This window comes from Variovorax sp. CF313 (assembly GCF_000282635.1).
Classification (GTDB): Bacteria; Pseudomonadota; Gammaproteobacteria; order Burkholderiales; family Burkholderiaceae_C; genus Variovorax.
In genome coordinates this window covers 64,585-90,858 of sequence record NZ_AKIW01000002.1, presented here as the reverse complement: position 1 = coordinate 90,858, position 26,274 = coordinate 64,585, and the positions used below count along the sequence as shown (strand labels likewise).

Below are 26,274 nucleotides of genomic sequence, written 5' to 3'. Positions count from 1 at the left end.
CTTCATGCCGATCTTGTCGAGCACGCGGCCCACGCGGAAGCCCTTGCAACCCTCGGTCTCGACGATGAGGATCGAGGTGCCCTTGGCGCCCTGCGTCGGGTCGGTCTTGCACACCACCAGCACCACGCCGGCCAGGAAGCCGTTGGTGATGAAGGTCTTGGAGCCGTTGACGACATAGCCGCCGTCCTTCTTCTCGGCGCGCGTGCGCACGCCCTGCAGGTCGGAGCCTGCGCCGGGTTCGGTCATGGCGATGGCGCCGACCAGCTCGCCGCGCGTCATGCGCGGCAGGTAGCTGCGCTTCTGCGCCTCGGTGCCGTGGTTGAGGAAGTAGTGCGCCACGATGCTGTGCACCGAGCTGGCCATGCCGGTGAGCGCGCGGCGCGACATCTCCTCGTAGAACACGGCTTCATGGCGAAAGTCGCCGCCGGCGCCGCCGTATTGCTCGGGAATGTCCGCGCACAGCAGGCCGATCGCGCCGGCCTTGCGCCAGACCTCGTGGCCCACGTGGCCGCGCCTGCGGGCTTCCTCGTCGTGCGGGAGCACTTCGGTTTCGATGAAGCGCACCACGTTGTCGCGGTACAGCTCCAGGTCTTCATCGCTCCAGGAGCGGCGGAAATCGATGGCCATGTCGCCTTTCTTCGTTTGTCGTCGGCTTGCTTCGTCAGGAAGCGCACAGCGGAGCGATGGCGTGGGCCGCCACGCCCCAGCGGCGCAGCACGGTCTCGCCGTCGTCGCGCGCGTCGGCCGGAGGCACGACCGGCGCGGTGCGGCTGAAGCGCGGCGCGGGCGCGGGCTGCACCACGCCGCCCACGTTGGCGAAGGTGCCGCGCGCCACGTTGTGCGGATGTTCGGGGGCCTCGTCCCAATCGAGCACGGGCGCGAAGCAGGCGTCGCTGCCCTCGAGCAGCACGCACCACTCGTCGCGCGTGCGGGTGCGGAACAGGTCGGCCATGCGCAGCTTGAGCAGCGGCCAGCGGTCGGCGTCCATCTGCGCGTCGAAGGCGGGGTCGTCGGCGATGCCGCAGCGCTCGCGCAGGAGCGCGTAGAACTGCGGCTCGATGGCGCCCACGGCCACGTACCTGCCGTCGGCGCAGGCGTAGGTGTCGTAGAAATGCGCGCCGCCGTCGAGCATGTTCTCGCCGCGCTGGTTGCTCCACCGGCCGGCCGACTTGAGGCCGTACATCATGGCCGACAGCAGCGCTGCGCCATCGGCCATGGCGGCATCGACCACCTGCCCTTGCCCCGACTGCTTCGCCTCGTGCAGCGCGGCGAGGATGCCGAAGGCCAGCAGCATCGCGCCGCCGCCGAAGTCGCCCACGTAGTTGAGCGGCGGCACGGGCGGCTCGCCCGCGCGGCCGATGGCATGCAGTGCGCCGCTGATGGCGATGTAGTTGATGTCGTGCCCCGCGGCATGCGCCAGCGGGCCGTGCTGGCCCCAGCCGGTCATGCGGCCGTAGACCAGGCGCGGATTGCGCGCATGGCAGGGCGCGGGGCCGAGGCCCAGCCGCTCCATGACGCCGGGGCGGAAGCCCTCGATGAGCACGTCGGCCTTCTCGACGGCATCGAGCACGGATTGCGCCGCGCCTTCCGTGCGCAGGTCGGCCTGCAGCGTGCTGCGGCCGCGCGCGAGGATGTCATGCGCATCGGGCTGCGTGCCCGGGCGGGCGATGCGGATCACCTCCGCGCCCATGTCGGCGAACAGCATCGCGCAGAACGGGCCGGGGCCGATGCCCGCCATCTCGATGACCCGCAACCCCTGCAGTGGACCCGCCATGCCTCGTCTCCTTCGGCTCCGCGCGGAACGCCTGCCGTGTGGCGCCATCTTGGCGCGCAGGCGCCCCGCAGGCATCGTCGGAAGCGACGAATGCGCAGGCGATGAGCCGCGCTTCGCGGCAATCACTAGCGCAGACTTTTGTTTTCATTTACTCGGGATAGTCCGATATCCCGCCGCGCCGGCAGATGTTTCAATTCGTACGGGAGTCGTTCCGGGCGTCACAGAAAAAGTGCGCCACCTTCGAAGGAAGCAACCTTGAGCTCTGTCATTCCCGGCTTCTCGCACGCCAGCGTCGAACGGCTGTGCGACTACGAACTGCCCGAACCACCGGCCCCTGCGCTGCGGGAAGCGGCGGAACCTCCTGGACCCGAGAACCTCGCCCTGGCCTGGTGGCTGTGGATGGACGAACTGGGCAAGAGCATGTTCAGGCACTACGACACCTGGCGCGACCAGCTCGGCCGTACGGCGGACGGCCCGGCCCGCAAGGGCTGAGCGCGTCGTTCAGGTCGCGACGGGTTCGCGCTGCGGCACGGCTTTCGCCGGCACGGGCATGTGCTTTGCCCAGTCGATGATTTCCAGCGTGCCGTCGGCATGCTCGGCCAGCGCGGTCAGGCTCTCGACCCAGTCGCCGTCGTTGCAGTAGAGGATGCCGTCGATGTCGCGGATCTCGGCGTGGTGGATGTGACCGCAGACCACGCCCTGCGCGCCGCGCTTGCGGGCTTCGCGGGCCACGGCCATTTCGAAGTCGCCCACGTAGCTCACCGCGCGCTTGACCTTGCCCTTGAGGTACTTCGAAAGCGACCAGTACGGCAGCCCCATGCGTGCGCGCAGCGAGTTGAGGTGGCGGTTGAGCTTGAGCGTGAATTCGTAGAGCGAATCGCCCACGTAGGCGAGCCACTTGGCGCACTGGATCACGCCGTCGAACAGGTCGCCGTGGATGATCCACAGCTTGCGGCCGTCGGCGGTTTCATGAATCCATTCATCGGCCACGTCGATGCCGCCGAAGTTGTGGTGCAGGTACTTGCGCGCGAACTCGTCGTGGTTGCCCGGAATGAAGATCACGCGCGTGCCCTTGCGCGCCTTGCGCAGCAGCTTCTGGATCACGTCGTTGTGCGCCTGCGGCCAGTACCAGTGCCGCTTGAGCTGCCAGCCGTCGATGATGTCCCCGACCAGGAACAGGGTCTCGCACTCGGTGTGCTTCAGGAAGTCGAGCAGCGCACGCGCCTGGCAGCCGGGCGTGCCCAGGTGCAGGTCGGAGATCCACAGGGTGCGGAATTGCAGGGGTGGACGAGCGCGATCGTCGTCCTCCGGGTCGAGGGCCCGGGTCGCGGTGTCGCGCCATGCGCGAAGGAAAGCGTCGTCGCGTTGCATGGACGGGTAGGCTCCCACCACCGCGTGACCGCATGACGGCACTGCCGTGACATTCCGGTGACGCGCGGCCAGGCATTGGCTTCGCATTTCTCCCTCCCCCGGAACGGGAAGGAGCAAGACCCACTCAATCCACGCAGCGCTGGATTTCGACCGTCGAGTGGCGGATTTCCTCGTGCATCGAGAAGCAGGCGCGCACCTCGTCGGCCGTCAGCGTGGGCGAATGCGTCACCACCGTCAGCGCGCAGGCATACGCGTCGCGCCCCACGCGCCACACATGCAGGTCGGCCACGCGCGTCTTCGAACCGGCCAGCATCGTCTCGACGCCTTCGCGGATTTCTCCGGTGACGGGGTGGTCCATCTCGCGGTCGAGAAGCACCTTGCCGGTTTGCTTCAGCAGCCCCTTGGCCCAGACCGCCACCAGCACCGCGCCGACGATGCCCATCGCCGGGTCGAGCCAGGCCCAGCCGTAGAACCAGCCGCCGAGCAGCGCCGCGATGGCCAGCACCGAGGTGGCGGCGTCGGCGACGACGTGCAGGTAGGCAGAGCGCAGGTTCAGATCGTGGCCGTGATCGCCGTGTGCATGGTCGTGGTCGTGCCCATGTCCGTGGTCGTGCCCGTGATGATGGTGGTGATGCGCCCCGCCCAGCAGCCGCGCGCAGACCAGGTTGACCACCAGCCCCAGCACTGCCACCGAAATGGCTTCGGGGTAGAGGATCGCCGAAGGCGACCACAGCCGCTCCAGCGAGCCGGCCACCATCAGCACCGCGATGCCCAGCAGCACCAGCGCGCTCGCGAAGCCGCCGAGCACCTCGATCTTCCAGGTGCCGAAGGCGAAGCGCGGGTCGCGCGCATAACGGCGTGCTGCCGCATACGCGAACGCGCTCAGCCCGATGGCCAGCGCATGCGAACTCATGTGCCAGCCGTCGGCCAGCAGCGCCATCGAGTTGAACCACCAGCCGGCACCGATCTCGACCATCATCATTGCGGCGGTGATCCACATCACGAGGCGCGTGCTGCGCTCGGCCGAAGAGGTGTCGGCGCCGAAATGATGATCGTGCTGCCAGGCGCTCAGGTCATGGGTGTGCATAAGGTTCAAGCGCCGAAAAGATCGGGCCCCTCGGCGCGGCCCGAAGGCGGCGCCACGCCCAGGTGCCGGTACGCCGCCAGCGTGGCGATGCGCCCGCGCGGCGTGCGCTGCAGGTAGCCCTGCTGGATGAGGTAGGGCTCGATCACGTCCTCGATGGTGTCGCGCTCCTCGCCGATGCTGGCCGCGACGTTGTCGAGCCCCACCGGGCCGCCGTCGAAGCGATGGATCACGGCTTCGAGCAGCTTGCGGTCCATCAGGTCGAAGCCCTGCGGGTCGACGTCGAGCATGGCGAGCGCCCTGTGCGCGATGTCTTCGGTGATGCGGCCATTGCCCTTCACGTCGGCGTAGTCGCGCACGCGGCGCAGCAGGCGGTTGGCGATGCGGGGCGTGCCGCGCGAGCGGCGGGCGATCTCGAAGCCGCCGGCCGTGTCGGTCTCGACCTTGAGCAGGCCCGCGCTGCGATGCACGATCAGCGCCAGCTCTTCGGGCGTGTAGAACTCCAGCCGCGCGACGATACCGAAGCGGTCGCGCAGCGGGTTGGTCAGCATGCCGGCGCGGGTGGTGGCGCCCACCAGGGTGAAGGGCTGCAGGTCGAGCTTGATGCTGCGCGCGGCCGGCCCCTCGCCGATCATGATGTCGATCTGGTAGTCCTCCAGCGCGGGGTACAGGATTTCTTCGACGACCGGGCTCAGCCGGTGGATTTCGTCGATGAAGAGCACGTCGTTCGGCTCAAGGTTGGTCAGCAGCGCGGCCAGGTCCTTGGGCTTCTCGAGCACGGGGCCGGAGGTCTGGCGCAGGTTCACGCCGAGCTCGGCCGCGATGATGTGCGACAGCGTGGTCTTGCCCAGGCCCGGCGGGCCGAACAGCAGCACGTGATCGAGGGCTTCCTGCCGCTTGCGCGCGGCGCCGATGAAGATCTCGAGCTGCTCGCGCACCTTGGCCTGGCCGACGTACTCGTCGAGCAGCTTCGGTCGAAGGGCCCGTTCGATCGCCTCTTCGTTGGGCGAAGCGGGAGCAGCGGACACCACGCGTTGGGGGGCGGGCGCGAAGTCGTCGGTCTGGATGGTCATTGCGAGGGGGTTCTTCGACGGCGAGTTTAGTGCCTGCCACACTGGCAGAATGCTCCGGCCGTGTATCCGGCCATATAACAAGCGAGGAGAAGCCAGCACGTGTCGATCTACGAACTGAAGCCGCGTTTCCAGGCCCTGTTGCGGCCGCTGGTGGTCCGCCTGCATGCGATGGGCGTCACCGCCAACCAGGTCACGCTGGCGGCATGCGTGGTGTCGGTCGCGCTCGGGCTCCGGCTCTTCTTCACGGCGCCTTCTCTGCGTGCCTTCGCGCTCATTCCGCTGTGGATGTTCCTGCGCATGGCCTTCAACGCCATCGACGGCATGCTGGCGCGCGAGCACAACCAGCAGAGCAGGCTGGGCGCCTTTCTCAATGAACTGACCGACGTGGTCTCCGACGCAGCGCTCTACCTGCCCTTTGCGCTGGTGGCGCCGTTCAGCCCGTTCTGGGTCGGCGCGGTGATCGTGCTGGCCGGGCTGAGCGAATTCGCCGGTGCGCTGGGCCCCACGGTAGGCGCCTCGCGCCGCTACGACGGCCCGCTGGGCAAGAGCGACCGGGCCTTCGTGTTCGGCGCGCTCGGCCTGTACGTGGCGCTGGGCTGGCCGCTGCCGGGCTGGACGGCCTGGCTGATGCCGCTGCTGGCCGCGCTGGTGGCCTGGACCACCGTCAACCGCATCCGCCGCGCGCTGGCCGAAGCCGACGCGGCCGGCCGCCACTGAACAAGACAAGATCCAAGGATCACAGGGATTCAATGAACGACACCACTCCACGCCTTGCCGCCGAGCATCACTTCCAGACGCACGACGGCGAATCGCTCTTCTACCGCCACTGGCCGGCCACCGGCGCCACGCGGCGCGGCGCCATCGCGCTGTTCCACCGGGGCCATGAGCACGGTGCACGCATGGCGCATCTGGTCGACGAGCTGGAGCTGCCCGACTTCGACTTCTTCGCCTGGGACGCGCGCGGCCACGGCCGCTCGCCCGGGCAGCGCGGCTACAGCCCCAGCTTCGGCACCTCGGTGCGCGACGTGCAGACCTTCGTGCAGCACATCGGCAGCGCGCACGGCGTGCCCGAGCAGGACATCCACGTCGTCGCGCAGAGCGTGGGCGCGGTGCTGATCGCCACCTGGGCGCACGACTACGCACCCAAGGTGCGCGGTCTCACGCTCGCCTCGCCGGCCTTCAAGGTGAAGCTGTATGTGCCGTTCGCGCGCGCCGGGCTCGGGCTGATGCACAAGCTGCGCGGCCTGTTCTTCGTCAACAGCTACGTGAAGGCGAAGTTCCTCACGCACGACCCCGAACGCATCGCAAGCTACGAGAGCGACCCGCTGATCTCCCGACCCATCGCGGTCAACATCCTGCTGGGCCTGTACGAGGCGGCCGACCGCGTGGTGACCGACGCCAATGCGATCACGCTGCCGGTGCAGCTGCTGATCTCGGGCGCCGACTGGGTGGTGCACCACAAGCCGCAGCACCAGTTCTTCGAGCGCCTGGGCAGCGCGGTGAAAACCAAGACCGAGCTGCCGGGCTTCTTCCACGACACGCTGGGTGAGAAAGACCGGGCGCCGGCGGTGGCCTCGATCCGCGAATTCATCCTGCAGCGCTTCGACGAGCCGGCCGTGCCGGTCGACCGCCGCGAGGCGCACCTGAGCGGCGACACGGCCGACGAATCGCGCGCACTGGCCGAGCCGCTGTCGCCCCTGTCGCCGCGCGGCGCCTACTGGGCGATGACCCGCGCCGGGCTGAAGCTGGGCGGCACGATGTCCGAAGGCATCAAGCTGGGCCACGCCACCGGCTTCGACTCCGGCAGCACGCTCGACTACGTGTACCGCAACCACCCCCAGGGCAGCTCGGCCATCGGCCGCTCCATCGACAACACCTACCTGAACTCCATCGGCTGGCGCGGCATCCGCCAGCGCAAGATCCATGTCGAGGAGCTGATCCGCGTCGCCATGGAGCGCCTGGCCGAAATGCACCGCGAGGTGCGCGTGATGGACATCGCCGCAGGCCATGGCCGCTACGTGCTCGATGCGGTGCTCGCAAGCCCCGTGAAGGCCAGCTCGATCCTGCTGCGCGACTACAGCGACATCAACGTGCGCGACGGTCGCGCACTCATCGCCGAGAAGGGCCTGGAAGACGTCGCGCAGTTCGTGCAGGCCGACGCCTTCGACCGCATGAGCCTCGCCACCGTGGCGCCGCGCCCCACGCTGGCCGTGGTGTCGGGCCTGTACGAGCTGTTCCCCGACAACGAGATGGTGCGCCGCTCGCTCGCGGGCGTGGGTGATGCGGTGGAAGACCGCGGCTATCTCGTCTACACCGGTCAGCCCTGGCACCCGCAGCTCGAGATGATCGCGCGCGCCCTCACCAGCCACCGCCAGGGCGAAGCCTGGGTGATGCGCCGCCGCACGCAGCACGAGATGGACCAGCTGGTGGAAGAAGCGGGCTTCCGCAAGATCGACCAGCGGGTCGACGAGTGGGGCATCTTCACCGTGTCGCTGGCGGTGCGCGTCGCGCAATGACCGCCTCTGCGGCACGACGGCCCTGGAAGCGCGCGGCCGCATGGCTGGTGTTCTTGGGGCCGCTGTTCTATGCGACCTACGGCCTCGCCAACTGGTGGGCCACCACGCGCGCCAACGTTCCGTCGATGGCTTTCGAGTGGGAGCGGCAGGTGCCTTTCTGGCCGTGGACGATCTTCCCGTACTGGACGATCAACGTCTTCTACGCGCTGTCGCTGTTCCTCGCGCGCAGCCGGCACACGCTGGACCGGCATGCGCTGCGGTTGGTGACGGCCACGCTCATCGCCTGCAGCTGCTTCATCGTCTGGCCGCTGCACTTCAGCTTCGGGCAGCCGCCGGTCGAGGGGGCACCAGCCTTCCTGTTCAATGCGCTGCGCGGCTTCGACCAGCCGTTCAACCAGGCGCCCTCGCTGCACATCGCGCTGGCGGTCATCCTGTGGGACTGGTACCGCCAGTTCATTCGGCCCCTGTGGGCGCGGCTGGTGCTGCACCTGTGGGCCTTCGCCATCTGCGCCTCGGTGCTCACGACGTGGCAGCACCACTTCATCGACATTCCGACCGGCGCGCTGCTCGGCCTGTTCTGCGTGTGGCTGTGGCCGCTGGAGCGCGTGGTGTCGATGCCGCGCGCATGGTGCTGCACGCGGGACGCCCAGCGCTGGAAGCTGGCGGGGTTCTACGCGGCCGGCGCGGCGCTGCTCCTGGCTGCCGCGCTGCGTGGCGGCGGCGTCGCGCTGTGGCTCGCATGGCCGGCCGCATCGCTCGCGCTGGTGGCGCTGAACTACGCCGGCTTCGGCGCCCGCGGCTTTCAAATGGACGGCCATGGCCGCATGGCCTGGGCAGCGCGCTGGATGCTGGCGCCCTACCGGCTCGGCGCCGCCGTCAACGCCTGGCTCTGGACGCGCAGGCTGCCTGCCTCGGTCGAGGTGGTGCCCGGCCTGCGGCTCGGCCGCCGCCCGACGCACGCCGAATGGCTGGCCGCCGGGCAGCCCCGGCTGGTGAGCCTGTGCGCCGAGTTGCAGATGCCGGCCGTCGTGCCGCATGCGCGCTGCGTGCCGCTGCTCGACCTGACAGTGCCGCCCACCGTGCGCCTGCAGCGCGCGGCGGCCGTCATCGAAGGCCAGCGGCGCAGCGCGGATGGTGCGACAGTGTGGGTCTGCTGCGCGCTCGGCTTCTCGCGCAGCGCGGCCGCGGCGATCGCCTGGCTGGGCCGCTACGGCGCGGCCGGCGGTGCTGCCCAGGCCGAGGACGCGGTGCGCCGCGCACGGCCGCAGATCGTGCTGCGAGGTGCGTGGCGCCTGTCGCTGGAGCCCTTCAAGCCTTTGCCGGAGGTGCCGCCCCATGACCGATGACAACGAACGAACCACCTGCGCCGCGCTGGCAGGCCTGCTGCGCGCCATCGCGCTGCTGGCCCTCTGGGGCTTCGCGCTCACCTGCATCTCGGCGCTGGTGCTCGCGCTGACGCTGCGCTCGCTCTCGACCACAGCCACCATGGGCTTCGGCGCGATCGTGATCCTCGGCGCGCTGGAGCGCTACTTCGCGTTCCGGTTGCGCTTCGACGAGGCCCTGTTCGACGGCCTCGCGCGCGGCACCGTCGCCTCGCTCGATGCGCTCGATCGCGCGCTCTCGGCCCTCGGGCTGCGCGAGCCGCCGCCGTCGCAGCACGCCCCCCGCCCGCTCGACGACCGCGTGCAGGGCACCCGCCAGCTCATGCAGCGCCACGCCATCGTGGTGGCCTGCCAGAGCGCCCTGTTCCTACTTGCCTTGATGACACAGGACTTGTCATGACTCTCCCCCAGGCTTGCCCACTGCGTGTGGCCTCCTCCCCCCTCGCCGGGGGCCGCACCGGCGGCCCGGCGAAGCCGGTTCCGCGGTGCGCACCGAACCAAGCGCGCACGCCGGAGGCAGCACTTTGAGCGACAGGACAGAAAAGCCCGACAGCACGGTGCTGCGGCGCGGCCTCGCCGTCGTGGCCGGCAAGCTCATCATCGGCGCCGCCGGGCTGCTGACCGGGGTGCGCGCCATCTGGTCGGGCACCACGCCGAAGGCCGAGCAGACGCTGTACTTCGCCAACCACACGAGCCACGGCGACTTCGTGCTGCTTTGGGCCACGCTGCCGCCCGACCTGCGCGGACTCACGCGGCCGGTGGCGGGGCAGGATTATTGGGAAGCCTCGAAGCTGCGCAACTTCATCGGCAAGGACGTGTTCAACGCGCTGATGATCCGGCGCGACGGCTCGGGCCAGGGCGGCAACCCGGTCGACCAGATGAAGGACGCGCTGGAGGGCGGCGACTCGCTCATCATGTTCCCCGAGGGCACTCGCAACACGGGCGAAGACATCCTGCTACCGCTGAAAAGCGGGCTGTTCCACCTGGCGCGCGCCTGCCCCCACGTGCGGCTGGTGCCGGTGTGGATCGAGAACCTGAAGCGCGTGCTGCCCAAGGGCGTGCTGGTGCCGATTCCGCTGGCCTGCACGGTGCGCTTCGGCACGCCGATCACGCTGGCGGAAGGGGAAGAGAAGGTGTCGTTCCTGGCCCGCGCGCGCGCGGCAATGCTCGACCTGCGCCCCGAATACGACCGCCTCGAACCCAACAGCAGGCAGGACGGAGGGACGGCCGCATGATCGAGCTCTCTCCTTTCGCGTGGACCACGCTCAGGCTCTTCGGTGGCGTCTTCGGCGTGCTGGTGCTGGCCTCGTCCATCGGCGCGCTGCTCAAGTGGCGGGTGGCGAGCGGCCAGCCGCATTCGGTGATCGACAACCTCAACTCGCGCGTCAATGCATGGTGGGTGATGGTGGCGGTGATCGGCATTGCCTTCGCCTTCGGCAAGGGCGGCGTGATCGTGCTGTTCTACCTGATCTCGTTCTACGCGCTGCGCGAGTTCATCAGCCTGGCCTACACGCGGCGCGGCGACCACGCGGCGATCGCGCTGGCCTTCTTCGTCGCGCTGCCGGGGCAGTACTTCCTGATCTGGATCGACTGGTACGGGCTGTATTCGATCTACATCCCGGTCTATGCCTTCCTGCTGCTGCCCATCCTGGCGGCGATGGGCGGCGACACGCAGCGCTTCCTGGAGCGCACCTCCAAGATCCAGTGGGGGCTGATGGTGTGCGTGTTCTGCATCAGCCACGTGCCCGCGCTGCTCACGCTGCAGATTCCGGGCTTCGAGGGCCGCAACCTGCTGCTGATCGCGTTCCTCGTGATCGTGGTGCAGGGCAGCGACGTGCTGCAGTACGTGTGGGGCAAGCTCTTCGGCAGGCGCAAGGTGGCGCCCGAGCTGTCGCCTTCCAAGACCTGGGAAGGCCTGGTCGGCGGCGTGGCAAGCGCCACCGCGCTGGGCGCGGCGCTCTACTGGGCCACGCCGTTCAACCCGTGGCAGGCGGCGCTGATGGCGCTCACCATCTGTTTGATGGGCTTCTTCGGCGGCCTCGTCATGTCGGCCATCAAGCGCGACCGCGGCGTGAAGGACTGGGGTTCGATGATCGAGGGCCACGGCGGCATGCTCGACCGGCTCGACTCGGTGATCTTCGCGGCGCCGATCTACTTCCACGCGCTGCGCTATTGGTGGGTGCCGTGAGCACGGAACGCGTTCCGCACGACACGCCGATCGAGTGCAGCAGCGCTGCGTCGTGGGCGCGCTGGCTCAAGCGCCACCACGCCAGCGCCGCCGGCGTGTGGCTGCGCATCGCAAAGAAGGAGAGCGGCATCGCCTCCATCGACTATCCCGCCGCGCTGGAAGAAGCGCTGTGCTGGGGCTGGATCGACGGCCAGCGCAAGAGCGAGGATGCGCAGTACTTCCTGCAGCGCTTCACGCCGCGCACCAGGCGCAGTATCTGGTCGCAGATCAACCGCGCCAAGGTGCTGAAGCTCATCGACGAAGGCCGCATGCAACCGGCCGGCCATGCCGAGATCGAGCGCGCGAAGGCCGACGGCCGCTGGGATGCGGCCTATGAGGGCGTCAGTGCGGCGACGGTACCGCCCGACCTGCAGGCTGCGCTCGATGCGAACAAGAAGGCCGCGAAGTTCTTCGCCACGCTCGATTCGCGCAACCGCTTCGCGGTGCTGTTCCGTACCCAGGGCGCGAAGAAGCCCGAGACGCGGGCGCGGCGCATTGCGCAGTTCGTGGAGATGCTGGCCAAGGGCGAGAAGATCCATCCCTGAGTGCCCCTTCTGGGGCGCGTGCGAAGGCCACCGGGTGCTCCCCTCCACGAATGCCCCCCGTCGGCGTGAGCGCGCCCTGAATCACGCTCACTTCGCCAGCGACTTCAACGCCAGCTTGATCCCCTCGCTCACGGTCGCATCCTTCGGCAGCGCCTTGAGTGCGAGCGCAGCTTCCTTATCGCTATAGCCGAGCGCGACCAGCGCCTGGAGGATGTCGGCCTGCGCGTCCGACGCCGCGTGCGCAGGCAGGCCGATGTCGGCACCGAGCTTGCCCTTGAGTTCCAGCAGAAGCCGCTCGGCGGTCTTCTTGCCGATGCCCGGGATCTTCACGAGCCGGCCCAGTTCCTGCGTCGTGATCGCCTGCGACAGTTCGCCCACGCTCATGCCCGAAAGCAGGCCCAGGGCCGTGCGCGGCCCCACGCCGGTGATCTTGATGAGCTGGCGAAAAGCCGCCCGCTCCTCGGCCGTGCCGAAGCCATAGAGAATCTGCGCGTCCTCGCGCACGACGAAGTGCGTGAGCAGCGACACGCGCTCGCCGGTGCCGGGGAGGTTGTAGAACGTGCTCATCGGCACATCGACCTCGTAGCCGACGCCGTTGCAGTCCACCACCACCTGCGGCGGATTGCGCTCAGCGAGCGTGCCGGTCAGTTTGCCTATCATGGGTGCCCTTTTTCCTTGAAATGTCCGGCGTGATTCTGCGACACACCTTTACCCCACTGAACAACTCGCGCCTCGGCCACCTGTGCGGACCTCTGGACGCGCACCTGCGCCGCATCGAGGAAGCGCTGGGCGTGAAGATCGCGCACCGCCACGAACAGTTCAAGGTCGACGGCCCCAAGGCCTCCGCGCAGCGCGCAATGGACGTGCTGCAGGCGCTGTACGAAATCGCCCAGCGCGTCATCGATCCGGCCGTGGTGCAGCTCACGCTGGCCGGCGACGGCTCGATGCTCGACGGCGACGACGACCTCGCGATGCTCGTCACCCGCCGCACCGACCTGCGCGCGCGCACGCCCACGCAGGCGCTGTACCTCGACAACATCGCCAAGCACGACATTACCTTCGGCATCGGGCCGGCCGGCACCGGCAAGACCTATCTTGCAGTGGCCTGCGCGGTCGATGCGCTCGAGCGCGCCGCCGTGCAGCGCATCGTGCTGACGCGGCCCGCGGTGGAAGCGGGCGAGCGGCTCGGCTTCCTGCCTGGCGACCTGACGCAGAAGGTCGACCCCTACCTGCGCCCGCTGTACGACGCGCTCTACGACCTGATGGGCTACGAGAAGGTGCAGAAGGCATTCGAGCGCAACGCGCTGGAAATCGCGCCGCTGGCCTTCATGCGGGGGCGCACGCTGAACAACGCCTTCGTGATCCTCGACGAGGCGCAGAACACCACCGTCGAGCAGATGAAGATGTTCCTCACGCGCATCGGCTTCGGTGCCAAGGCGGTGGTGACGGGCGACGTGAGCCAGATCGATCTGCCCAAGCAGCAGCTGAGCGGCCTGATCGATGCGGAGCGCGTGCTCAAGCGGGTGAACGGCATCGCGATCACGCACTTCACGAGTGCGGACGTGGTGCGGCATCCGCTGGTGGCGAAGATCGTCGATGCCTACGACGGCCAGCGCAAGCGCGCGGGAGGCCACTGAGATGGCCGCCTCCAGGCTCCCCGCACTTTCGCTCTCGCTGCAGTTCGGGCGCTTCAAGGGCGTGGAACGCCACCGCGCCGCGCTGCCGCGCCACAGCGTGACGCGCTGGATCCGCCATGCGCTCGACATCGACGGCGAGATCACCGTGCGCATCGTCGATGCCGACGAGGGCCAGCGCCTGAACCGCGAGTTCCGCGGCAAGGACTACGCGACCAACGTGCTGACCTTCGACTACGCGCAAAGCCCGCTGGTGATGGCCGACCTCGTGCTGTGCGCGCCGGTGGTGGCGCGCGAGGCGAAGGAAAACCGCAAGACGCTCGCCGACCACTACGCGCACCTGCTGGTGCACGGCACGCTGCATGCGCAGGGCTGGGACCACGAGACCAGCGAGGCCGACGCCGACGAGATGGAAGCCTACGAGATCGAGATCCTCGCGGGGCTGGGCATCCGCAGCCCGTACGGCAAGTAGATGGCGTCCGCTACGCCGCCATCTGCAGCGGGATGGTGACGGGCCCGTCGTTCAGCAGGTGCACCTGCATGTCGGCGCCGAACTCGCCGGTGGCCACCACCGGGTGCGCGGCGCGTGCCTGCGCCACGAAGTACTCGTAGAGCCGGCGTCCCTCATCGGGCGGCGCGGCCTGAGTGAAGCTGGGGCGGTTACCGGCGCTGGAATCGGCCGCCAGCGTGAACTGGCTCACCACCAGCAGGCCGCCGCCGATGTCCTGCACGCTGAGGTTCATCTTGCCGGCGTCGTCCGAAAAGATGCGCAGCTTGAGGATCTTGGCGAGCATGCGGTCGGCCAGCGCATCGGTGTCGCCGCGCTCGGCGCACAGCAGCACGAGCAGGCCCGAATCGATGGCACCGACGGTGCGGCCCGCAATATCGACGCGCGCATTCGCCACGCGTTGAAGAACAGCCTTCATAGGGGGTGATGTTCGCCGGCCTGGGTGGCGCGGGCTTCCATGGTCAGGGGCAGGAGCTGGATCGTGACGCGCAGGCCGGGCACCGCGTCCATCAGGGCCTGCTCCAGTTCGTCGCGCATGCTGGCGGCGTGCTGCAGGGTCCAGTGGCCGGGCACGTGCATGTGCAGGTCGGCAAAGCGGCGCTGGCCGGCGCTGCGCGTCACCATGTCGTCGAAGCGCAGCCGCGTGCCTTCGGGCATGCGGGCGGCAAACGCGTCGAGCGTGGCGCGCACGGTGGCAAGGGTCTCGGCGTCGAGCGCTTCGTCCATCAGACCCTGCGACGAGCGCCACACCAGCTTGACGCCCTCGCGCACGATGTTGAGCGCCACGCCGATGGCCAGCACCGGGTCGAGCCAGAGCCAGCCGCTGAATTGCACGCAGACGATGCCGACGACCACCGCGGCGGAAGTCCACACGTCGGTCATCAGGTGGCGGCCGTCGGCCTCCAGCGCGATCGAGCGATGCGTGCGGGCCGCGCGGAACAGCAGGAAGGCCAGGCCGGCATTGAAGCCCGAACTGATCACCGACAGCGCCAGGCCCCAGCCCAGTTGCTCGAGCGGCTGTGGCGTCAGCAGGCGTTGCACCGAGACCCAGAGGATCGCGATGGCCGCGCCGACGATCAGGATGCCCTCGAAGCCCGAGGAGAAGTACTCGGCCTTGTGATGGCCGTAGGGATGGTCGTCGTCGGCTGGCCGCTCGGCGATGGTCACCATGGCGAGCGCGAACATGGCGCTCGCCAGGTTCACGAAGGACTCCATCGCGTCGGAGATCAGGCCCATCGAGTTGGTCACGTAGCCTGCCAGGCCCTTGAGCACGATCGTGATCAAGGCCACGGCGACGGAAACGCGCAGCAGCGTCTTAGGGGTAAACGTCATGTAAAAATCATCGGAAATTGGGCAATAGGCCACACGAAAAGCGGTAAAAGGCCGCAAGAACTGCCTGAATTATCGGCCCCGTGTCTTCATGTAACGCCTTCGCATTAATATTCGCGACCATTGCGGAACACCGTTTCGCAGAGAGCCCCCTGATGATGAAAAAACTCGTGACCGCCTTGAGCGGCCTGGCCATTGTGGGCTCGGCCGCGCTGGCGCAGGCCCAGACTCCTTCGACCGCCCCGGTGGCGGTTCCCGCTGCCTCGCCCGCACCCGCGCTTGCGCCTGCGGCCCCGGCCAAGGCCGATCCCCAGGCGGGCTTCGTGAAATCCGTGCGCGGCAACGTGCAACTGCTCAACGGCACCGGTGCCACGCGCCCCGCCAGCCCGGGCGATGCACTGGGCACCGTGGACCGCATCGTGACCGGCCCCGATTCGTCCGCCTCCGTGGTGCTGCGCGACGACACGACGCTGGTGGTCGGTCCCTCGTCGCGGCTCGACCTGAAGGAATTCCACTTCGACGGCACGACGTACGAGGGCGGCATGCTGGTCTCGCTGCTGCGCGGCTCCATGCGCATGATCACGGGCCTGATCGGCAAGACCAACCCCGACGCGGTCCGGGTCGAAACGCAGACGGCCACTATCGGCATCCGCGGCACTGACTTCATCGTGCAAGCCGACGGCAAGCCATGACGATCTCCTCCAGGTCCCGCCCCGCATCGCTCTTCATCGCCACGCTGGCAGCCGCGCTTCTTGCCGCCTGTTCGACGCCGGGCACGCGGGTGGTGCTGCTGCCGCAGGCCGACGGCAAGCCATCGGCGGTGGTGGTGCGCGCCAAGGATGGCGAGGAAGTGCTCTCCAAGCCCTACCAGCGCGCCACGGCCGCAGTGGGCGCAAGCGGCGCCCCGGCGGTCGACCAGGTCGATCCGGCCAAGGTACAGGCTGAAAACAAGCCGCTTTTCGACATGCGCCCGCCCCCGCCACAGCGCTACACGGTGTATTTCGATATCGGTGGCACAACGCTGACCCCGGCATCGCAGCAGATCATGACCGAGGCATTGGCCGCTGCCCTGGCGCGCAGCGGCGGCGACATCGTGGTCACGGGCCACACCGACACCAAGGGCAGCGGCGAGCAGAACGACCAGTTGTCGCGCCGCCGCGCGCAGGAAGTGGTCCAGCTCTTCGTGGAGCGCCAGTTCCCGGCCAACCGCATCGAGGCCGTAGGCCGAGGCGAGCGCGACCTGGCCATTCCCACCGCCGACGAGGTGGACGAGCCGCGCAACCGGCGCGTCACCATCGAGGTGCGCTGAGCGGGCGCTCAGCTCAAGGTCACGCGGGCGAACTTGCGCTTGCCGACCTGAACCACGTAGCTGCCCGCAGGCAGCTTCAGGGCCTTGTCGCTGACCACGGCGGAATCGATGCGCACGCCGCCGCCGTCGATCAGGCGGTTGCCTTCCGACGCCGAAGAAGCGAGGTTTGCCTGCTTGAGGAGCTGGGCAATGCCCAGCGGCGCGCCCGGCAGCGACACCTCGGGAATCTCGTCCGGCACGCCGCCCTTGCTGCGGTTGATGAAATCCTGTTCGGCCGTATCTGCCGCCGCCGCGCTGTGGAAGCGCGCAGTGATTTCCTTCGCCAGCGCGACCTTGGCGTCCTTCGGATTGCGGCCACCCTCGATCTCGGCCTTCAGCGCCGCGATCTGCTCCAGCGACTGGAAGCTCAACAGGGTGTACCAGCGCCACATCAGGTCGTCGGAGATCGACAGCACCTTGGCGAACATGGTGTTGGCGTCCTCGCTGATGCCGATGTAGTTGTTCTTGCTCTTGGACATCTTTTCGACGCCATCGAGCCCTTCCAGCAGCGGCATAGTGAGTATGCACTGCGGCTCTTGCCCGTATTCCTGCTGGAGATGCCGGCCGACGAGCAGGTTGAACTTCTGGTCGGTGCCGCCCAGCTCGAGGTCGCTCTTCAAGGCGACCGAGTCGTAGCCCTGCATCAGCGGGTAGAGGAATTCGTGCACCGAGATCGACTGGCCGCCCTTGAAGCGCTTGTTGAAGTCGTCGCGCTCCATCATCCGGGCCACCGTGTACTTGGCGGCGAGCTGGATCATGCCGCGCGCGCCCAGGGGGTCGCTCCACTCGGAGTTGTAGCGGACTTCGGCGATATCGACGTTCAGCACCAGGCGCAGCTGGTCGAAGTAGGTCGCCGCATTGGCCTCGATCTGCTCGCGGGTCAGCGGCGGCCGGGTGCTGTTGCGCCCGGACGGGTCGCCGATGGTGGTGGTGAAGTCGCCGATCAGCGGGATCACCGTGTGGCCCAGGTCTTGCAACTGGCGCATCTTGTTGAAAACCACCGTGTGACCCAGATGAATATCCGGTGCCGTCGGGTCCAGACCGAATTTGATGCGAAGGGGGGTCCCGGTGGCTTCGGAGCGCTGGAGCTTGCGCACCCACTCGTCCTGCGGCAGCAGCTCGTCAGCGCCGCGGAGGGATATTTCTAGCGCGCGTCCTACACTATTTGAGAGGCTCATGGATGTAACAGATTCGGCCTTTACGGGCTTTTTTAGCTGACTTTGGGGGTGCCGAAGCTATACTCAGCCCGACTTTTCAAGCGCCGGATTCTAAGCGGCGCTTTTTTCCGCACCGTCTGCTGCCGCCCTGAACGTACTGGGCCTTGCAGCACGGATTTGCAGAACCTGAGCTGGAATTCACAGTTTGATCAACGGCATTCTTGCCGCCGAGGAGCTACTTGCTTCTCGCGTGGCCTATACATTCCGGACGTATCCCAAGCAGATCACCGCGCTCATCGCGGCGGCGCTGCTGAGCGCCGGCACCCTTGCGGTGGCATCGCTGGGCCCCGACGCCTCCGACCTCCCGGTCCACCAGATCCTCGAAGCGACGGCGCCGGTGTCGTTCGCCGACCAGGGTGAATCGCTCGAGAACTTCAGCTTCACCCTGTTCCGCACCGACGTTACCCGTTCGAGCGACACGGCCGAAGCCCTGATGAAGCGCCTCGGCATCTCCGACCCCGCCGCCACCGCCTTCGTGCGCGGCAGCGTCGAAGCCCGCAACGCGCTGTTCTCGCGCGCCGGCCGCACCGTGACGGCCGAGGCGACGCAGGAAAACCAGCTCAAGAAACTCAGCGCCCGCTGGATTCCCGACGGCGACGGCGGCTTCAAGCGCTTCGTCATCGAGCGCACGCCCACCGGCTTCGCCGGCGTGACCGAGCGCGACACGCTCACGCCGGGTACGCGCCTGGCGAGCGGCACCATCCGCACCTCGCTGTTCGCCGCCACCGACGACTCGCGCATTCCCGATGCGGTGGCGAGCCAGCTGGCCGACATCTTCGCGGGCGACGTCGACGTGCGTGCGCTGCGCAAGGGCGACCGCTTCGCCGTGGTGTACGAGACCTTCGAGGCCGACGGGCAGGCGCTGCGCAGCGGCCGCGTGCTGTCGGCCGAATTCGAGAACAACGGCAAGATCCACCAGGCCGTCTGGTTCCAGCCTCCGGGCGCGGGCCAGAAGGGCAGCTACTACCGCCCGAACGGCGACAGCCTGCGCAAGGCCTACCTGGCGACGCCGGTCGAGTTCTCGCGCGTGTCCAGCGGCTTCGCGATGCGCATGCACCCGATCCTGAACAGCTGGCGCCAGCACAACGGCGTCGACTACGCGGCGCCCACGGGCACCTCGGTGCGCTCGGTCGGCGACGGCACGGTCGATTTCGCCGGCACGCAGAACGGCTACGGCAACATCGTCATCATCAATCACCGCAACAACCAGCAGACGGCCTATGCGCACCTGAGCCGCATCGACGTCAAGGCAGGGCAGGCGGTGAGCCAGGGCCAGACGGTCGGCGCGGTGGGTTCCACCGGCTGGGCCACCGGCCCGCACCTGCACTTTGAATTCCGCGTGGGCGGCGTCTATCAAGACCCGGCATCCATCGCCCAGGAAGGCGGCGCGCCGATCACCGCGGCACTGCGGCCGGCCTTCGAACGCATCGCCGTGGGCGCGCGCACCGAGCTGGCAGCCGCCTTCTCGGTCATCCAGGCCAGCGCCGACTGATTCCGCCGCGCGGCAGGCGACCTCTCTCGAGACCCGATCCAGAGATGGCCGCCAAACTCTTCATCGGCCTGATGTCGGGCACCTCGCTCGACGGCGTCGACGGTGTGCTGGCCGACTTTTCCGGCGGCCGCATCGCGGTGCGGGCTTATGCCACGGCGCAATTTCCCGTGGCCCTGCGCGCCGAACTGCTGGCGCTGAACACGCCCGGCGACAACGAACTGCACCGTGCGGCACTTGCGGGCAACGGACTGGCCCGGGCGTACGCCGGCGTCGTCGCCCAGTTGCTGGCGGACAGCGGCATCGACGCCAGCGCCGTCGCCGCCATCGGCGCGCACGGCCAGACGGTGCGCCACCAGCCGCTCGAGTTCGACGAGGTCGGCTACACCCTCCAGGTCAACAATCCCTCGCTGCTGGCCGAACTGGCCGGCATCGACGTGGTAGGCGATTTCCGCAGCCGCGACCTCGCAGCCGGCGGCCAGGGCGCGCCGCTGGTGCCGGCCTTCCACCAGGCGCTGTTCGCACAGGCCGACGAGACGGTCGCGGTGCTGAACGTCGGCGGCATCTCCAACCTGAGCCTGCTGCCGGCCACCAATGCGGCCAGCGGCATCAGCGTGCTCGGCTTCGACTGCGGTCCGGGCAATGCGCTGATGGACCACTGGTGCCAGACCCACCAGGGCCAGCCCTTCGACCGTGGCGGCCAATGGGCCGCCAGCGGACAGGTGCTGCCCGATCTGTTGGCGCAAATGCTGGCGGACCCGTACTTCGCCAAGGCCCCCCCGAAAAGTACCGGGCGCGATCTGTTCAATCCGACCTGGCTGGCCGCGCAGCTGGGCACGGTGGCGATGGCGCCTGCCGATGTACAGGCGACATTGGCCGAACTGACCGCTCGTGCCTGCGCAGCAGATGTAAGTGGCTATGGAAAAGATAGCAACCTGCTGATCGTGTGCGGAGGCGGCGCCCTCAACGACCACCTGCTGGACCGCCTGCGCGCGCTGCTGCCCGGCGTCGACGTGGCGGCCTCGACCGAACACGGCCTGCCGCCCCAGCAGGTCGAGGCGGCGGCATTTGCATGGCTGGCCCGCGCCACCATCCGGCGCGAGGCGGGCAACCTGGCCAGCGTAACCGGCGCCCGCGGGCCGCGGGTGCTCGGCGCGATCTACCCTGCCTGAAACGGATCAGCCCTGGCCGGAAACCTCCGGCTGCGCAGGGCGTGTCGCGCGCACTTCTGAGGGCAGATGCCAAAAGATCAGCGCAGAAGCCACCGTGATCAGCCCCATGCTTGCGAAAGTGGCCTGGAAAGCATCCAGCGTGTGCGCCGGCGTCTCGGTGCCGAAAATGCCGTGGTAGCCCGTCAGCACGGCGCCCGCGGCGGCAACGCCCAGGCTCATTGCGAGCATCTGCACCATCGACAGCAGGCTGTTGCCGCTGCTGGCCATGCTGCCATCCAGATCCTTCAGCGTGATCGTGTTCATCGCGGTGAACTGCAGCGAATTGACCGCGCCGAAAGCCAGCAGCTGCAGCACATGCAGCGCCATCGGCTGGCCCGGCGCCGTCAGGCCGAAGCTGGCCATCGTGCAGCCCACGAGGATGGTGTTGGCCACCAGCACCTTGCGGTAGCCGTGGCGCGTGATCAACGGCGTGGCGAAGCGCTTCATGGCCATGCCCGCCAGGGCGATCGGCAGCATCATCAGACCGGCGCGCACCGGCGAATAGCCCATCGACACCTGCAGCAGCAGCGGCACCAGGAAGGGCATGCAACTGCTGCCCAGCCGCGAGAACAGGTTGCCGATCAGGCCGATGCTGAGGGTGGGCACATGGAAGAGCGAGGGCGCGAACAGCGGCTCGGGCGTGCGCGCGGCGCGCAGCCAGTAGCCGGCGATGCTGGCGAAACCGAAGATCAGCACGACCATCACGCCGCCCTGGTGCAGGCCCGCGCCGTCGAGCGAAAGCGAAATCGCCACCATGCCAAAGGCCAGCATCGCGTAGCCAACGCTGTCGAAGCGCTTCTGCACGGCACCACGCAGGTCGGGCATGTACTTGAGCGTGGCAATGCAACCCAGCAGCCCCACGGGCACGTTGATCAGGAAGATCCAGTGCCACGAGGCGTACTGCACGAGCCATCCGCCCAGCGTGGGGCCCAGCAGGGGCCCTATGAGCCCCGGGATGGCGACAAAGCTCATCGCCTGCAGGAACCCTCCGCGCGGCACGGTGCGCAGCAGCGCCAGGCGCCCCACGGGCAGCAGCAGCGCGCCGCCCAGGCCCTGCACCACCCGCGCAGCCACCAACTGGCCCAGCCCGTGCGAGAGCGCGCACAGTACCGATCCGGCGGCGAACAGCACGATGGCCGAGAAAAAGACACGCCGGGTGCCGAAGCGGTCGGCGATCCAGCCCGAGGCGGGAATCAGCATCGCCATGGTGAGCGCATAGGCCACCACCACCGACTGCATGCGCAGCGGGCTTTCGCCGAGGCTCGCGGCCATCGCCGGCAGCGCCGTGTTGATGATGGTGGCGTCCAGCGTCTGCATGAAGAAGCCGACTGCGACGAGCCACAGCAGGCTCTTTTGAACGGGATCGGCGGCGGCATCGGCCTTGAAGGTCATGGGCAAGGGAATGAAGCAGGAACTAAAAAGCCGCCCGGAGGCGGCTTTTGGAGGGAAGCTGGGTCAGCAGCATCCAGGCATCAGGCCGAGAAGCTCGATCCGCAGCCGCAAGTGCTGGTGGCGTTCGGGTTCTTGATCACGAACTGGGCACCCTGCAGGTCTTCCTTGTAGTCGATCTCGGCGCCGACCAGGTACTGGTAGCTCATGGCGTCGATCAGCAGCGAGACGCCGTTCTTGGTCATGGTGGTGTCGTCTTCGTTGGTGATTTCATCGAAGGTGAAACCGTACTGGAAGCCGGAGCAGCCGCCACCCTGCACGAACACGCGCAGCTTCAGGTCGGGATTGCCCTCTTCGGCGATCAGGTCGGCGACCTTGGCGGCCGCGCTGTCGGTGAAGACGATCGGCTCGGGCATCTGGGTCTGGATGTTTTCGGCAACGGCGCTCATGGGGTGATAACTCCTAGGGGGCCGGACATGCGGCCAATGAAACGAATGCTACTGCAATGCCGCATTCCCGGCAGGCCGGGTGTGGCGTGCACCCCAATGCAAGTGGGGTCGGACGCCCCCCGCACCAAGGGGCAGCTCCAGCGAAAAGGCACCCGAAGGCGGCCCCGGTAACGAAAAAGCCGCCCGAAGGCGGCTTTGTGTTCGCAGTGAACAGATCAGCGCTTGCTGAACTGCTTGCGACGACGGGCGGAGTGCAGACCGACCTTCTTACGCTCGACTTCACGCGCGTCGCGCGTCACGAAGCCGGCTTGGCTCAGCACGGGCTTGAGCGTCGCGTCGTAGTCGATCAGCGCACGGGTGATGCCGTGGCGCGTGGCGCCGGCTTGACCCGATTCGCCGCCACCGTTCACGTTGACCATCACGTCGAAAGCTTCGAGGTTGTTGGTCAGCGCCAGGGGCTGCTTGGCGATCATGATCGAGGTTTCGCGGCCGAAGAACTCTTGGATGTCCTTGCCGTTGACCGTGATCTTGCCGGTGCCTTTTTTCAGAAACACGCGGGCGACGCTGGATTTGCGACGGCCGGTGCCATTGTTCCATTCACCAATCATTCTCAAGGCTCCTTACAGTTCCAGCACTTTGGGCTGTTGGGCGGTATGCGGGTGCTCAGCGCCACCGTACACCTTGAGTTTCTTGATCATCGCGTAACCGAGCGGGCCCTTGGGCAGCATGCCCTTGACAGCCTTTTCCAGGGCGCGGCCCGGGTGCTTGTTCTGCATGTCGCGGAAGTTCGTCGCCGTGATACCGCCCGGGTAGCCCGAGTGACGGTAGTACACCTTGTCGATCGACTTGGCGCCGGTGACGCGCAGTTGCGCGGCGTTGATGATGACGATGAAGTCACCGGTATCGACGTGAGGCGTGTAAATGGCCTTGTGTTTGCCGCGCAAACGGAGAGCAACTTCGCTGGCTACTCGTCCGAGGACCTTGTCGGTCGCGTCAATCACAAACCACTCGTGCGTCACGTCAGCGGGCTTGGCGCTGAACGTTTTGGTCATGAGTTTTTCTCTTGAAAAGAGGGTTTGGCGGGCCCTTTTCCACGGTCGGCGTTCCTCTGACGGGAATCTCTTAGGTGGGTTTAAAGTCCTCGCCGCGGGGCCACAAAAACGCTGCGAAGCCCGCGATTATATAAAGAATGGCCCTGTGCTGGCAAATTCGCATATGCAGGGCCCAACACCGTTACCATCCTCCCCCTATGTTCAGTTACCGCCACGCCTTCCATGCCGGCAACCACGCCGACGTGCTCAAGCACACGGTGCTGATTGCCACGCTCGACCATCTGCTTGAAAAAGAGGCGGCCCTGACGGTCGTCGACACTCATGCCGGCGCCGGCCTGTACCGGCTCGACGGCGACTACGCCGGCACCAGCGGTGAAGCGGCCGACGGCATCCTGCGGCTTCTTTCGGGCAAGAAAATACCCGATGCGCCAGCCCCCGCCGCGAAGTCCGCTACCAAAAAAGTAGCACCTGAAGCCGAAATTCCAGTCGCCGACGCCATTGCGCGCTACCTGGAAGTGATTCACGACTTCAACCCCAACGGCGGAGCCCGCGTCTATCCCGGCTCGCCATTCATCGTGCAGCACCTGCTGCGCGACCACGACAGGCTCAAGCTGTTCGAGCTGCACCCGACCGACGGCCGCGCGCTGAGCGCCAACATCGCCCAGCTCGAGGCCGGCCGCCAGATCGCCGTGTTGAACGAAGACGGCTTCGGCAGCGCCACCAAGTTCCTGCCGCCGCCCTCGCGCCGCGCGCTGGTGCTGATGGACCCGAGCTACGAGATGAAGACCGACTACGGCCGCGTGCTCGACTTCGCGGCCGAGGCGCTCAAGCGTTTCGCCACCGGCACCTACGCGGTCTGGTATCCGATCATTCCGCGCCCCGAGGCGCACGACCTGCCGCGCCGGCTCAAGACCATGGCGACGAAAGCCGGCAAGTCCTGGCTGCACGCCACGCTGACGGTCAAGTCCAGCAAGATCACGACGGACGCATCGGGCGAAACGCACCGGCCGGGGCTGCCGGCCAGCGGCATGTTCCTGATCAACCCGCCGTACACGCTGAAGCCGCTGCTGGCGGCCGCCCTGCCGCAGTTGGCGGAGCGCCTGGCACAAGACCGGCACGCCGCCTTCTCGCTCGATTCGGGCGGCTGAGCCTTCCGGCCCCTATCTCCGGCGGCGGGGCGGCACGACCGCCTTGCGGCGTGCGGGCGCCGGCGACCTCGCCCGTTGCGGCGCAGCCGGTACTGTTGCGGACGCCAGCACGTCGCCCGCCTCCACCGGCAATCCGCCGCAACGCATCCCCTCGCGATCGACGACCGTCAACGCCACCTGCTTGATGCCCATGCTCGTCAGGCCGATGCGGTCGGCCGCCGCGCGGCTCAGGTCGATCACGCGACCTGCCGCGTACGGCCCGCGGTCGTTGATGCGCACCAGCACCTCGCTGCCGTTGACGAGGCTGCGCACGCACACGCGCGTGTTGAAGGGCAGGGTCTTGTGGGCCGCCGTCATGGCTGCCATGTCGAAGCGCTCGCCGCTGGCGGTCTTGCGCTGATGGAATTGAATGCCGTACCAGGAGGCACCGCCGCGCTCGAAGATTTCCCGCGTGCCCTCATCGCCGGGCACGCCGTCGTCCGGCGGCAGTTCGCCCGTGCCGGACACCGCAAGGTCATAGCGCACCGACGGCACGCTCGAACGCGCCGCCGCGCCCGGAGGCACCGCGATGGCGCGAGGCAAGGGCGTCAGCTTCGCCGTCGCCCCGCCTTCGGCGTCGGTCGCAGGTGGCATGGCGCAACCCGCGAGAACGCAGGTCGCAGCGACGAGCGCTGCACGAAGCCCCGCGCCCCCACTCAATCGAGGCGCTCCAGCACAGCCAGCGTGGCCGCCGACTGGTTCATCGTGTAGAAGTGCAGCGCCGGCGCGCCGCCTTCCTGCAGACGCGCGCACAGGTCGGTGACCACGTCGAGACCGAAGGCCTTGATCGACGCCGTGTCGTCGCCGAAGCCCTGCAGCCGCAAACGGACCCAGCGCGGAATCTCGGCGCCGCAGGCGTCGGAAAAACGCATGAGCTGCGTCGAGCTCGTGATCGGCATGACGCCCGGCACGATCGGCGTGTCAAGCCCCAGCTTGCGCACGTCGTCGACGAAGCGGAAGTAGGCCTCGGGGCTGAAGAAGTACTGCGTGATCGCAGAGTCGGCGCCCGCCTTCACCTTCGTGGCAAAGGCCTGCAGGTCGGCTTCGGGCGAGCGTGCCTGCGGATGGACCTCGGGGTAGCAAGCCACCTCGATGTGGAAGTCGCGGCCGGTCTCTTCGCGGATGAAGGCAACGAGGTCGCTCGCGTACAGGAACTCGCCGCCCATGCCATAGCCGCTCGGCAGGTCACCGCGCAGGGCCACGAGGCGCTTGACGCCCATGGCCTTGAGTTCGGCGAGTTGCTCGCGCACCGTGGCGCGGGTGGCGCCGATGCACGAGAAGTGGCTCGCAGCGTCCACGCCTTCGGACAGGATCTCCTGCACCGCACCGAAAGTGCCCTGGTGCGTGGAACCGCCCGCGCCGTACGTGACCGAGCAGAACTGCGGCTTGCGCACATACAGCTGCTGGCGCGCGGCGCGCAGCTTGACCGCGCCCTCGGGCGTCTTGGTCGGGAAGAATTCGAAACTCAACGGAAGGCGCACCTGCGTCT

Annotated in this window: 30 protein-coding genes; 15 read left to right on the top strand and 15 right to left on the bottom strand. The window is 67.9% G+C overall.

Annotated elements, in window-relative coordinates; genetic code table 11:
* The coding region (locus PMI12_RS00825; RefSeq protein WP_007827996.1) for an acyl-CoA dehydrogenase family protein at positions 1–627 on the bottom strand (627 nt) is incomplete at its 3' end.
* Between the two features lie 34 nt (positions 628–661).
* A complete protein-coding gene (locus tag PMI12_RS00820; protein WP_007827994.1) occupies positions 662–1,774 on the bottom strand; it encodes a CaiB/BaiF CoA transferase family protein in 1,113 nt (370 codons plus the stop codon).
* Between the two features lie 255 nt (positions 1,775–2,029).
* Between PMI12_RS00820 and PMI12_RS00815 the strand changes: the two genes are divergently transcribed.
* Entirely contained in the window at positions 2,030–2,266 is a 237-nt protein-coding gene (locus tag PMI12_RS00815) for a hypothetical protein (RefSeq protein WP_007827992.1), read from the top strand.
* Between the two features lie 9 nt (positions 2,267–2,275).
* Here PMI12_RS00815 and PMI12_RS00810 read toward each other — a convergent pair whose 3' ends face one another.
* The 3 genes from PMI12_RS00810 to ruvB form a co-directional block, all read right to left on the bottom strand.
* Positions 2,276–3,145, bottom strand: coding sequence for a UDP-2,3-diacylglucosamine diphosphatase (locus PMI12_RS00810; protein WP_042672564.1), 870 nt, complete (start codon positions 3,143–3,145; stop codon positions 2,276–2,278).
* Positions 3,146–3,269: 124 nt separating this feature from the next.
* Entirely contained in the window at positions 3,270–4,232 is a 963-nt protein-coding gene (gene dmeF, locus PMI12_RS00805) for a CDF family Co(II)/Ni(II) efflux transporter DmeF (protein WP_007827989.1), read from the bottom strand.
* A gap of 5 nt (positions 4,233–4,237) precedes the next feature.
* Positions 4,238–5,302, bottom strand: coding sequence for a Holliday junction branch migration DNA helicase RuvB (gene ruvB / locus PMI12_RS00800; RefSeq protein WP_042672563.1), 1,065 nt, complete (start codon positions 5,300–5,302; stop codon positions 4,238–4,240).
* A 99-nt stretch (positions 5,303–5,401) separates the two neighbouring features.
* Here ruvB and PMI12_RS00795 point away from each other — a divergent pair, with 99 nt between their 5' ends.
* From PMI12_RS00795 to PMI12_RS00765, 7 genes are all read left to right on the top strand, one after another.
* The gene (locus PMI12_RS00795) at positions 5,402–6,019 is read left to right on the top strand and encodes a CDP-alcohol phosphatidyltransferase family protein (protein ID WP_007827985.1); all 618 of its coding nucleotides are present in this window, start codon (positions 5,402–5,404) and stop codon (positions 6,017–6,019) included.
* A 32-nt stretch (positions 6,020–6,051) separates the two neighbouring features.
* Positions 6,052–7,818, top strand: coding sequence for a bifunctional alpha/beta hydrolase/class I SAM-dependent methyltransferase (locus PMI12_RS00790; protein ID WP_007827983.1), 1,767 nt, complete (start codon positions 6,052–6,054; stop codon positions 7,816–7,818).
* Complete coding sequence (locus PMI12_RS00785) at positions 7,815–9,164, top strand: phosphatase PAP2/dual specificity phosphatase family protein (protein ID WP_007827982.1); 1,350 nt, start codon at positions 7,815–7,817, stop codon at positions 9,162–9,164. The genes PMI12_RS00790 and PMI12_RS00785 overlap by 4 nt, the downstream gene beginning before the upstream one ends.
* The gene (locus PMI12_RS00780; RefSeq protein WP_007827980.1) at positions 9,154–9,600 is read left to right on the top strand and encodes a hypothetical protein; all 447 of its coding nucleotides are present in this window, start codon (positions 9,154–9,156) and stop codon (positions 9,598–9,600) included. The genes PMI12_RS00785 and PMI12_RS00780 overlap by 11 nt, the downstream gene beginning before the upstream one ends.
* 124 nt (positions 9,601–9,724) lie before the next feature.
* A complete protein-coding gene (locus PMI12_RS00775; protein WP_007827978.1) occupies positions 9,725–10,435 on the top strand; it encodes a lysophospholipid acyltransferase family protein in 711 nt (236 codons plus the stop codon).
* Positions 10,432–11,388, top strand: a complete 957-nt coding sequence (locus PMI12_RS00770; RefSeq protein ID WP_007827976.1) for a phosphatidate cytidylyltransferase — start codon at positions 10,432–10,434, stop codon at positions 11,386–11,388. The genes PMI12_RS00775 and PMI12_RS00770 overlap by 4 nt, the downstream gene beginning before the upstream one ends.
* Positions 11,385–11,972, top strand: coding sequence for a YdeI/OmpD-associated family protein (locus PMI12_RS00765; RefSeq protein ID WP_007827974.1), 588 nt, complete (start codon positions 11,385–11,387; stop codon positions 11,970–11,972). The genes PMI12_RS00770 and PMI12_RS00765 overlap by 4 nt, the downstream gene beginning before the upstream one ends.
* Before the next feature lie 87 nt (positions 11,973–12,059).
* Here the strand turns inward: PMI12_RS00765 and ruvA are convergent, their stop codons facing one another.
* The gene (gene ruvA, locus PMI12_RS00760; protein ID WP_007827972.1) at positions 12,060–12,632 is read right to left on the bottom strand and encodes a Holliday junction branch migration protein RuvA; all 573 of its coding nucleotides are present in this window, start codon (positions 12,630–12,632) and stop codon (positions 12,060–12,062) included.
* Between the two features lie 29 nt (positions 12,633–12,661).
* On the opposite strand from ruvA, the gene PMI12_RS00755 reads away from it, so the two are divergent.
* Complete coding sequence (locus tag PMI12_RS00755) at positions 12,662–13,609, top strand: PhoH family protein (RefSeq protein WP_042672571.1); 948 nt, start codon at positions 12,662–12,664, stop codon at positions 13,607–13,609.
* 1 nt (position 13,610) lies between these two features.
* Positions 13,611–14,078 carry an rRNA maturation RNase YbeY gene (gene ybeY / locus PMI12_RS00750; protein ID WP_007827968.1) on the top strand — a complete coding sequence of 156 codons (468 nt, stop codon included), beginning with the start codon at positions 13,611–13,613 and terminating at the stop codon, positions 14,076–14,078.
* Positions 14,079–14,088: 10 nt separating this feature from the next.
* Here ybeY and dtd read toward each other — a convergent pair whose 3' ends face one another.
* Complete coding sequence (gene dtd / locus PMI12_RS00745) at positions 14,089–14,532, bottom strand: D-aminoacyl-tRNA deacylase (RefSeq protein WP_007827966.1); 444 nt, start codon at positions 14,530–14,532, stop codon at positions 14,089–14,091.
* The gene (locus PMI12_RS00740; RefSeq protein ID WP_007827964.1) at positions 14,529–15,446 is read right to left on the bottom strand and encodes a cation diffusion facilitator family transporter; all 918 of its coding nucleotides are present in this window, start codon (positions 15,444–15,446) and stop codon (positions 14,529–14,531) included. Before PMI12_RS00740 ends, dtd begins: the two co-directional genes overlap by 4 nt.
* A 152-nt stretch (positions 15,447–15,598) precedes the next feature.
* Between PMI12_RS00740 and PMI12_RS00735 the strand changes: the two genes are divergently transcribed.
* Positions 15,599–16,135, top strand: coding sequence for a FecR family protein (locus PMI12_RS00735; protein ID WP_007827961.1), 537 nt, complete (start codon positions 15,599–15,601; stop codon positions 16,133–16,135).
* Positions 16,132–16,752 carry an OmpA family protein gene (locus PMI12_RS00730; protein WP_007827959.1) on the top strand — a complete coding sequence of 207 codons (621 nt, stop codon included), beginning with the start codon at positions 16,132–16,134 and terminating at the stop codon, positions 16,750–16,752. The genes PMI12_RS00735 and PMI12_RS00730 overlap by 4 nt, the downstream gene beginning before the upstream one ends.
* Before the next feature lie 8 nt (positions 16,753–16,760).
* Here PMI12_RS00730 and tyrS read toward each other — a convergent pair whose 3' ends face one another.
* Complete coding sequence (gene tyrS, locus PMI12_RS00725) at positions 16,761–17,969, bottom strand: tyrosine--tRNA ligase (protein WP_007827958.1); 1,209 nt, start codon at positions 17,967–17,969, stop codon at positions 16,761–16,763.
* 184 nt (positions 17,970–18,153) lie between these two features.
* On the opposite strand from tyrS, the gene PMI12_RS00720 reads away from it, so the two are divergent.
* Positions 18,154–19,500 carry a M23 family metallopeptidase gene (locus PMI12_RS00720; protein WP_007827955.1) on the top strand — a complete coding sequence of 449 codons (1,347 nt, stop codon included), beginning with the start codon at positions 18,154–18,156 and terminating at the stop codon, positions 19,498–19,500.
* A gap of 44 nt (positions 19,501–19,544) precedes the next feature.
* Positions 19,545–20,669: an anhydro-N-acetylmuramic acid kinase gene (locus PMI12_RS00715; protein WP_007827953.1), complete on the top strand. Its 1,125-nt coding sequence runs from the start codon at positions 19,545–19,547 to the stop codon at positions 20,667–20,669.
* A 6-nt stretch (positions 20,670–20,675) separates the two neighbouring features.
* On the opposite strand, the gene mdtD is transcribed toward PMI12_RS00715, so the two are convergent.
* From mdtD to rplM, 4 genes are all read right to left on the bottom strand, one after another.
* Complete coding sequence (gene mdtD, locus PMI12_RS00710; protein ID WP_007827951.1) at positions 20,676–22,100, bottom strand: multidrug transporter subunit MdtD; 1,425 nt, start codon at positions 22,098–22,100, stop codon at positions 20,676–20,678.
* 80 nt (positions 22,101–22,180) lie between these two features.
* Positions 22,181–22,546, bottom strand: a complete 366-nt coding sequence (erpA, locus tag PMI12_RS00705) for an iron-sulfur cluster insertion protein ErpA (protein ID WP_007827949.1) — start codon at positions 22,544–22,546, stop codon at positions 22,181–22,183.
* A 215-nt stretch (positions 22,547–22,761) separates the two neighbouring features.
* Entirely contained in the window at positions 22,762–23,154 is a 393-nt protein-coding gene (rpsI, locus tag PMI12_RS00700; RefSeq protein ID WP_007827948.1) for a 30S ribosomal protein S9, read from the bottom strand.
* A 12-nt stretch (positions 23,155–23,166) separates the two neighbouring features.
* Entirely contained in the window at positions 23,167–23,598 is a 432-nt protein-coding gene (rplM, locus tag PMI12_RS00695; protein ID WP_007827946.1) for a 50S ribosomal protein L13, read from the bottom strand.
* A 197-nt stretch (positions 23,599–23,795) separates the two neighbouring features.
* Here rplM and PMI12_RS00690 point away from each other — a divergent pair, with 197 nt between their 5' ends.
* Positions 23,796–24,746, top strand: a complete 951-nt coding sequence (locus tag PMI12_RS00690; RefSeq protein ID WP_007827944.1) for a 23S rRNA (adenine(2030)-N(6))-methyltransferase RlmJ — start codon at positions 23,796–23,798, stop codon at positions 24,744–24,746.
* A 12-nt stretch (positions 24,747–24,758) separates the two neighbouring features.
* On the opposite strand, the gene PMI12_RS00685 is transcribed toward PMI12_RS00690, so the two are convergent.
* Together PMI12_RS00685 and metF are read right to left on the bottom strand one after the other, a co-directional pair.
* Positions 24,759–25,379 (bottom strand): septal ring lytic transglycosylase RlpA family protein, encoded by a 621-nt coding sequence (locus PMI12_RS00685; protein WP_007827928.1) that lies wholly within the window; start codon positions 25,377–25,379, stop codon positions 24,759–24,761.
* Between the two features lie 62 nt (positions 25,380–25,441).
* A complete protein-coding gene (metF, locus tag PMI12_RS00680; protein WP_007827926.1) occupies positions 25,442–26,266 on the bottom strand; it encodes a methylenetetrahydrofolate reductase [NAD(P)H] in 825 nt (274 codons plus the stop codon).
* Positions 26,267–26,274: the final 8 nt, after the last annotated feature.

What these genes read in the sequence shown, in the direction of transcription:
- PMI12_RS00820 (WP_007827994.1), bottom strand. Translation starts at nt 1,774, where the DNA reads ATGGCGGGTCCACTGCAGGGGTTGCGGGTCATCGAGATGGCGGGCATC.
- PMI12_RS00810 (WP_042672564.1), bottom strand. Translation starts at nt 3,145, where the DNA reads ATGCAACGCGACGACGCTTTCCTTCGCGCATGGCGCGACACCGCGACC.
- dmeF (WP_007827989.1), bottom strand. Translation starts at nt 4,232, where the DNA reads ATGCACACCCATGACCTGAGCGCCTGGCAGCACGATCATCATTTCGGC.
- ruvB (WP_042672563.1), bottom strand. Translation starts at nt 5,302, where the DNA reads ATGACCATCCAGACCGACGACTTCGCGCCCGCCCCCCAACGCGTGGTG.
- PMI12_RS00790 (WP_007827983.1), top strand. Translation starts at nt 6,052, where the DNA reads ATGAACGACACCACTCCACGCCTTGCCGCCGAGCATCACTTCCAGACG.
- PMI12_RS00785 (WP_007827982.1), top strand. Translation starts at nt 7,815, where the DNA reads ATGACCGCCTCTGCGGCACGACGGCCCTGGAAGCGCGCGGCCGCATGG.
- PMI12_RS00780 (WP_007827980.1), top strand. Translation starts at nt 9,154, where the DNA reads ATGACCGATGACAACGAACGAACCACCTGCGCCGCGCTGGCAGGCCTG.
- PMI12_RS00770 (WP_007827976.1), top strand. Translation starts at nt 10,432, where the DNA reads ATGATCGAGCTCTCTCCTTTCGCGTGGACCACGCTCAGGCTCTTCGGT.
- ruvA (WP_007827972.1), bottom strand. Translation starts at nt 12,632, where the DNA reads ATGATAGGCAAACTGACCGGCACGCTCGCTGAGCGCAATCCGCCGCAG.
- ybeY (WP_007827968.1), top strand. Translation starts at nt 13,611, where the DNA reads ATGGCCGCCTCCAGGCTCCCCGCACTTTCGCTCTCGCTGCAGTTCGGG.
- dtd (WP_007827966.1), bottom strand. Translation starts at nt 14,532, where the DNA reads ATGAAGGCTGTTCTTCAACGCGTGGCGAATGCGCGCGTCGATATTGCG.
- PMI12_RS00740 (WP_007827964.1), bottom strand. Translation starts at nt 15,446, where the DNA reads ATGACGTTTACCCCTAAGACGCTGCTGCGCGTTTCCGTCGCCGTGGCC.
- PMI12_RS00735 (WP_007827961.1), top strand. Translation starts at nt 15,599, where the DNA reads ATGATGAAAAAACTCGTGACCGCCTTGAGCGGCCTGGCCATTGTGGGC.
- PMI12_RS00730 (WP_007827959.1), top strand. Translation starts at nt 16,132, where the DNA reads ATGACGATCTCCTCCAGGTCCCGCCCCGCATCGCTCTTCATCGCCACG.
- tyrS (WP_007827958.1), bottom strand. Translation starts at nt 17,969, where the DNA reads ATGAGCCTCTCAAATAGTGTAGGACGCGCGCTAGAAATATCCCTCCGC.
- PMI12_RS00715 (WP_007827953.1), top strand. Translation starts at nt 19,545, where the DNA reads ATGGCCGCCAAACTCTTCATCGGCCTGATGTCGGGCACCTCGCTCGAC.
- mdtD (WP_007827951.1), bottom strand. Translation starts at nt 22,100, where the DNA reads ATGACCTTCAAGGCCGATGCCGCCGCCGATCCCGTTCAAAAGAGCCTG.
- erpA (WP_007827949.1), bottom strand. Translation starts at nt 22,546, where the DNA reads ATGAGCGCCGTTGCCGAAAACATCCAGACCCAGATGCCCGAGCCGATC.
- rpsI (WP_007827948.1), bottom strand. Translation starts at nt 23,154, where the DNA reads ATGATTGGTGAATGGAACAATGGCACCGGCCGTCGCAAATCCAGCGTC.
- rplM (WP_007827946.1), bottom strand. Translation starts at nt 23,598, where the DNA reads ATGACCAAAACGTTCAGCGCCAAGCCCGCTGACGTGACGCACGAGTGG.
- PMI12_RS00690 (WP_007827944.1), top strand. Translation starts at nt 23,796, where the DNA reads ATGTTCAGTTACCGCCACGCCTTCCATGCCGGCAACCACGCCGACGTG.
- PMI12_RS00685 (WP_007827928.1), bottom strand. Translation starts at nt 25,379, where the DNA reads ATGCCACCTGCGACCGACGCCGAAGGCGGGGCGACGGCGAAGCTGACG.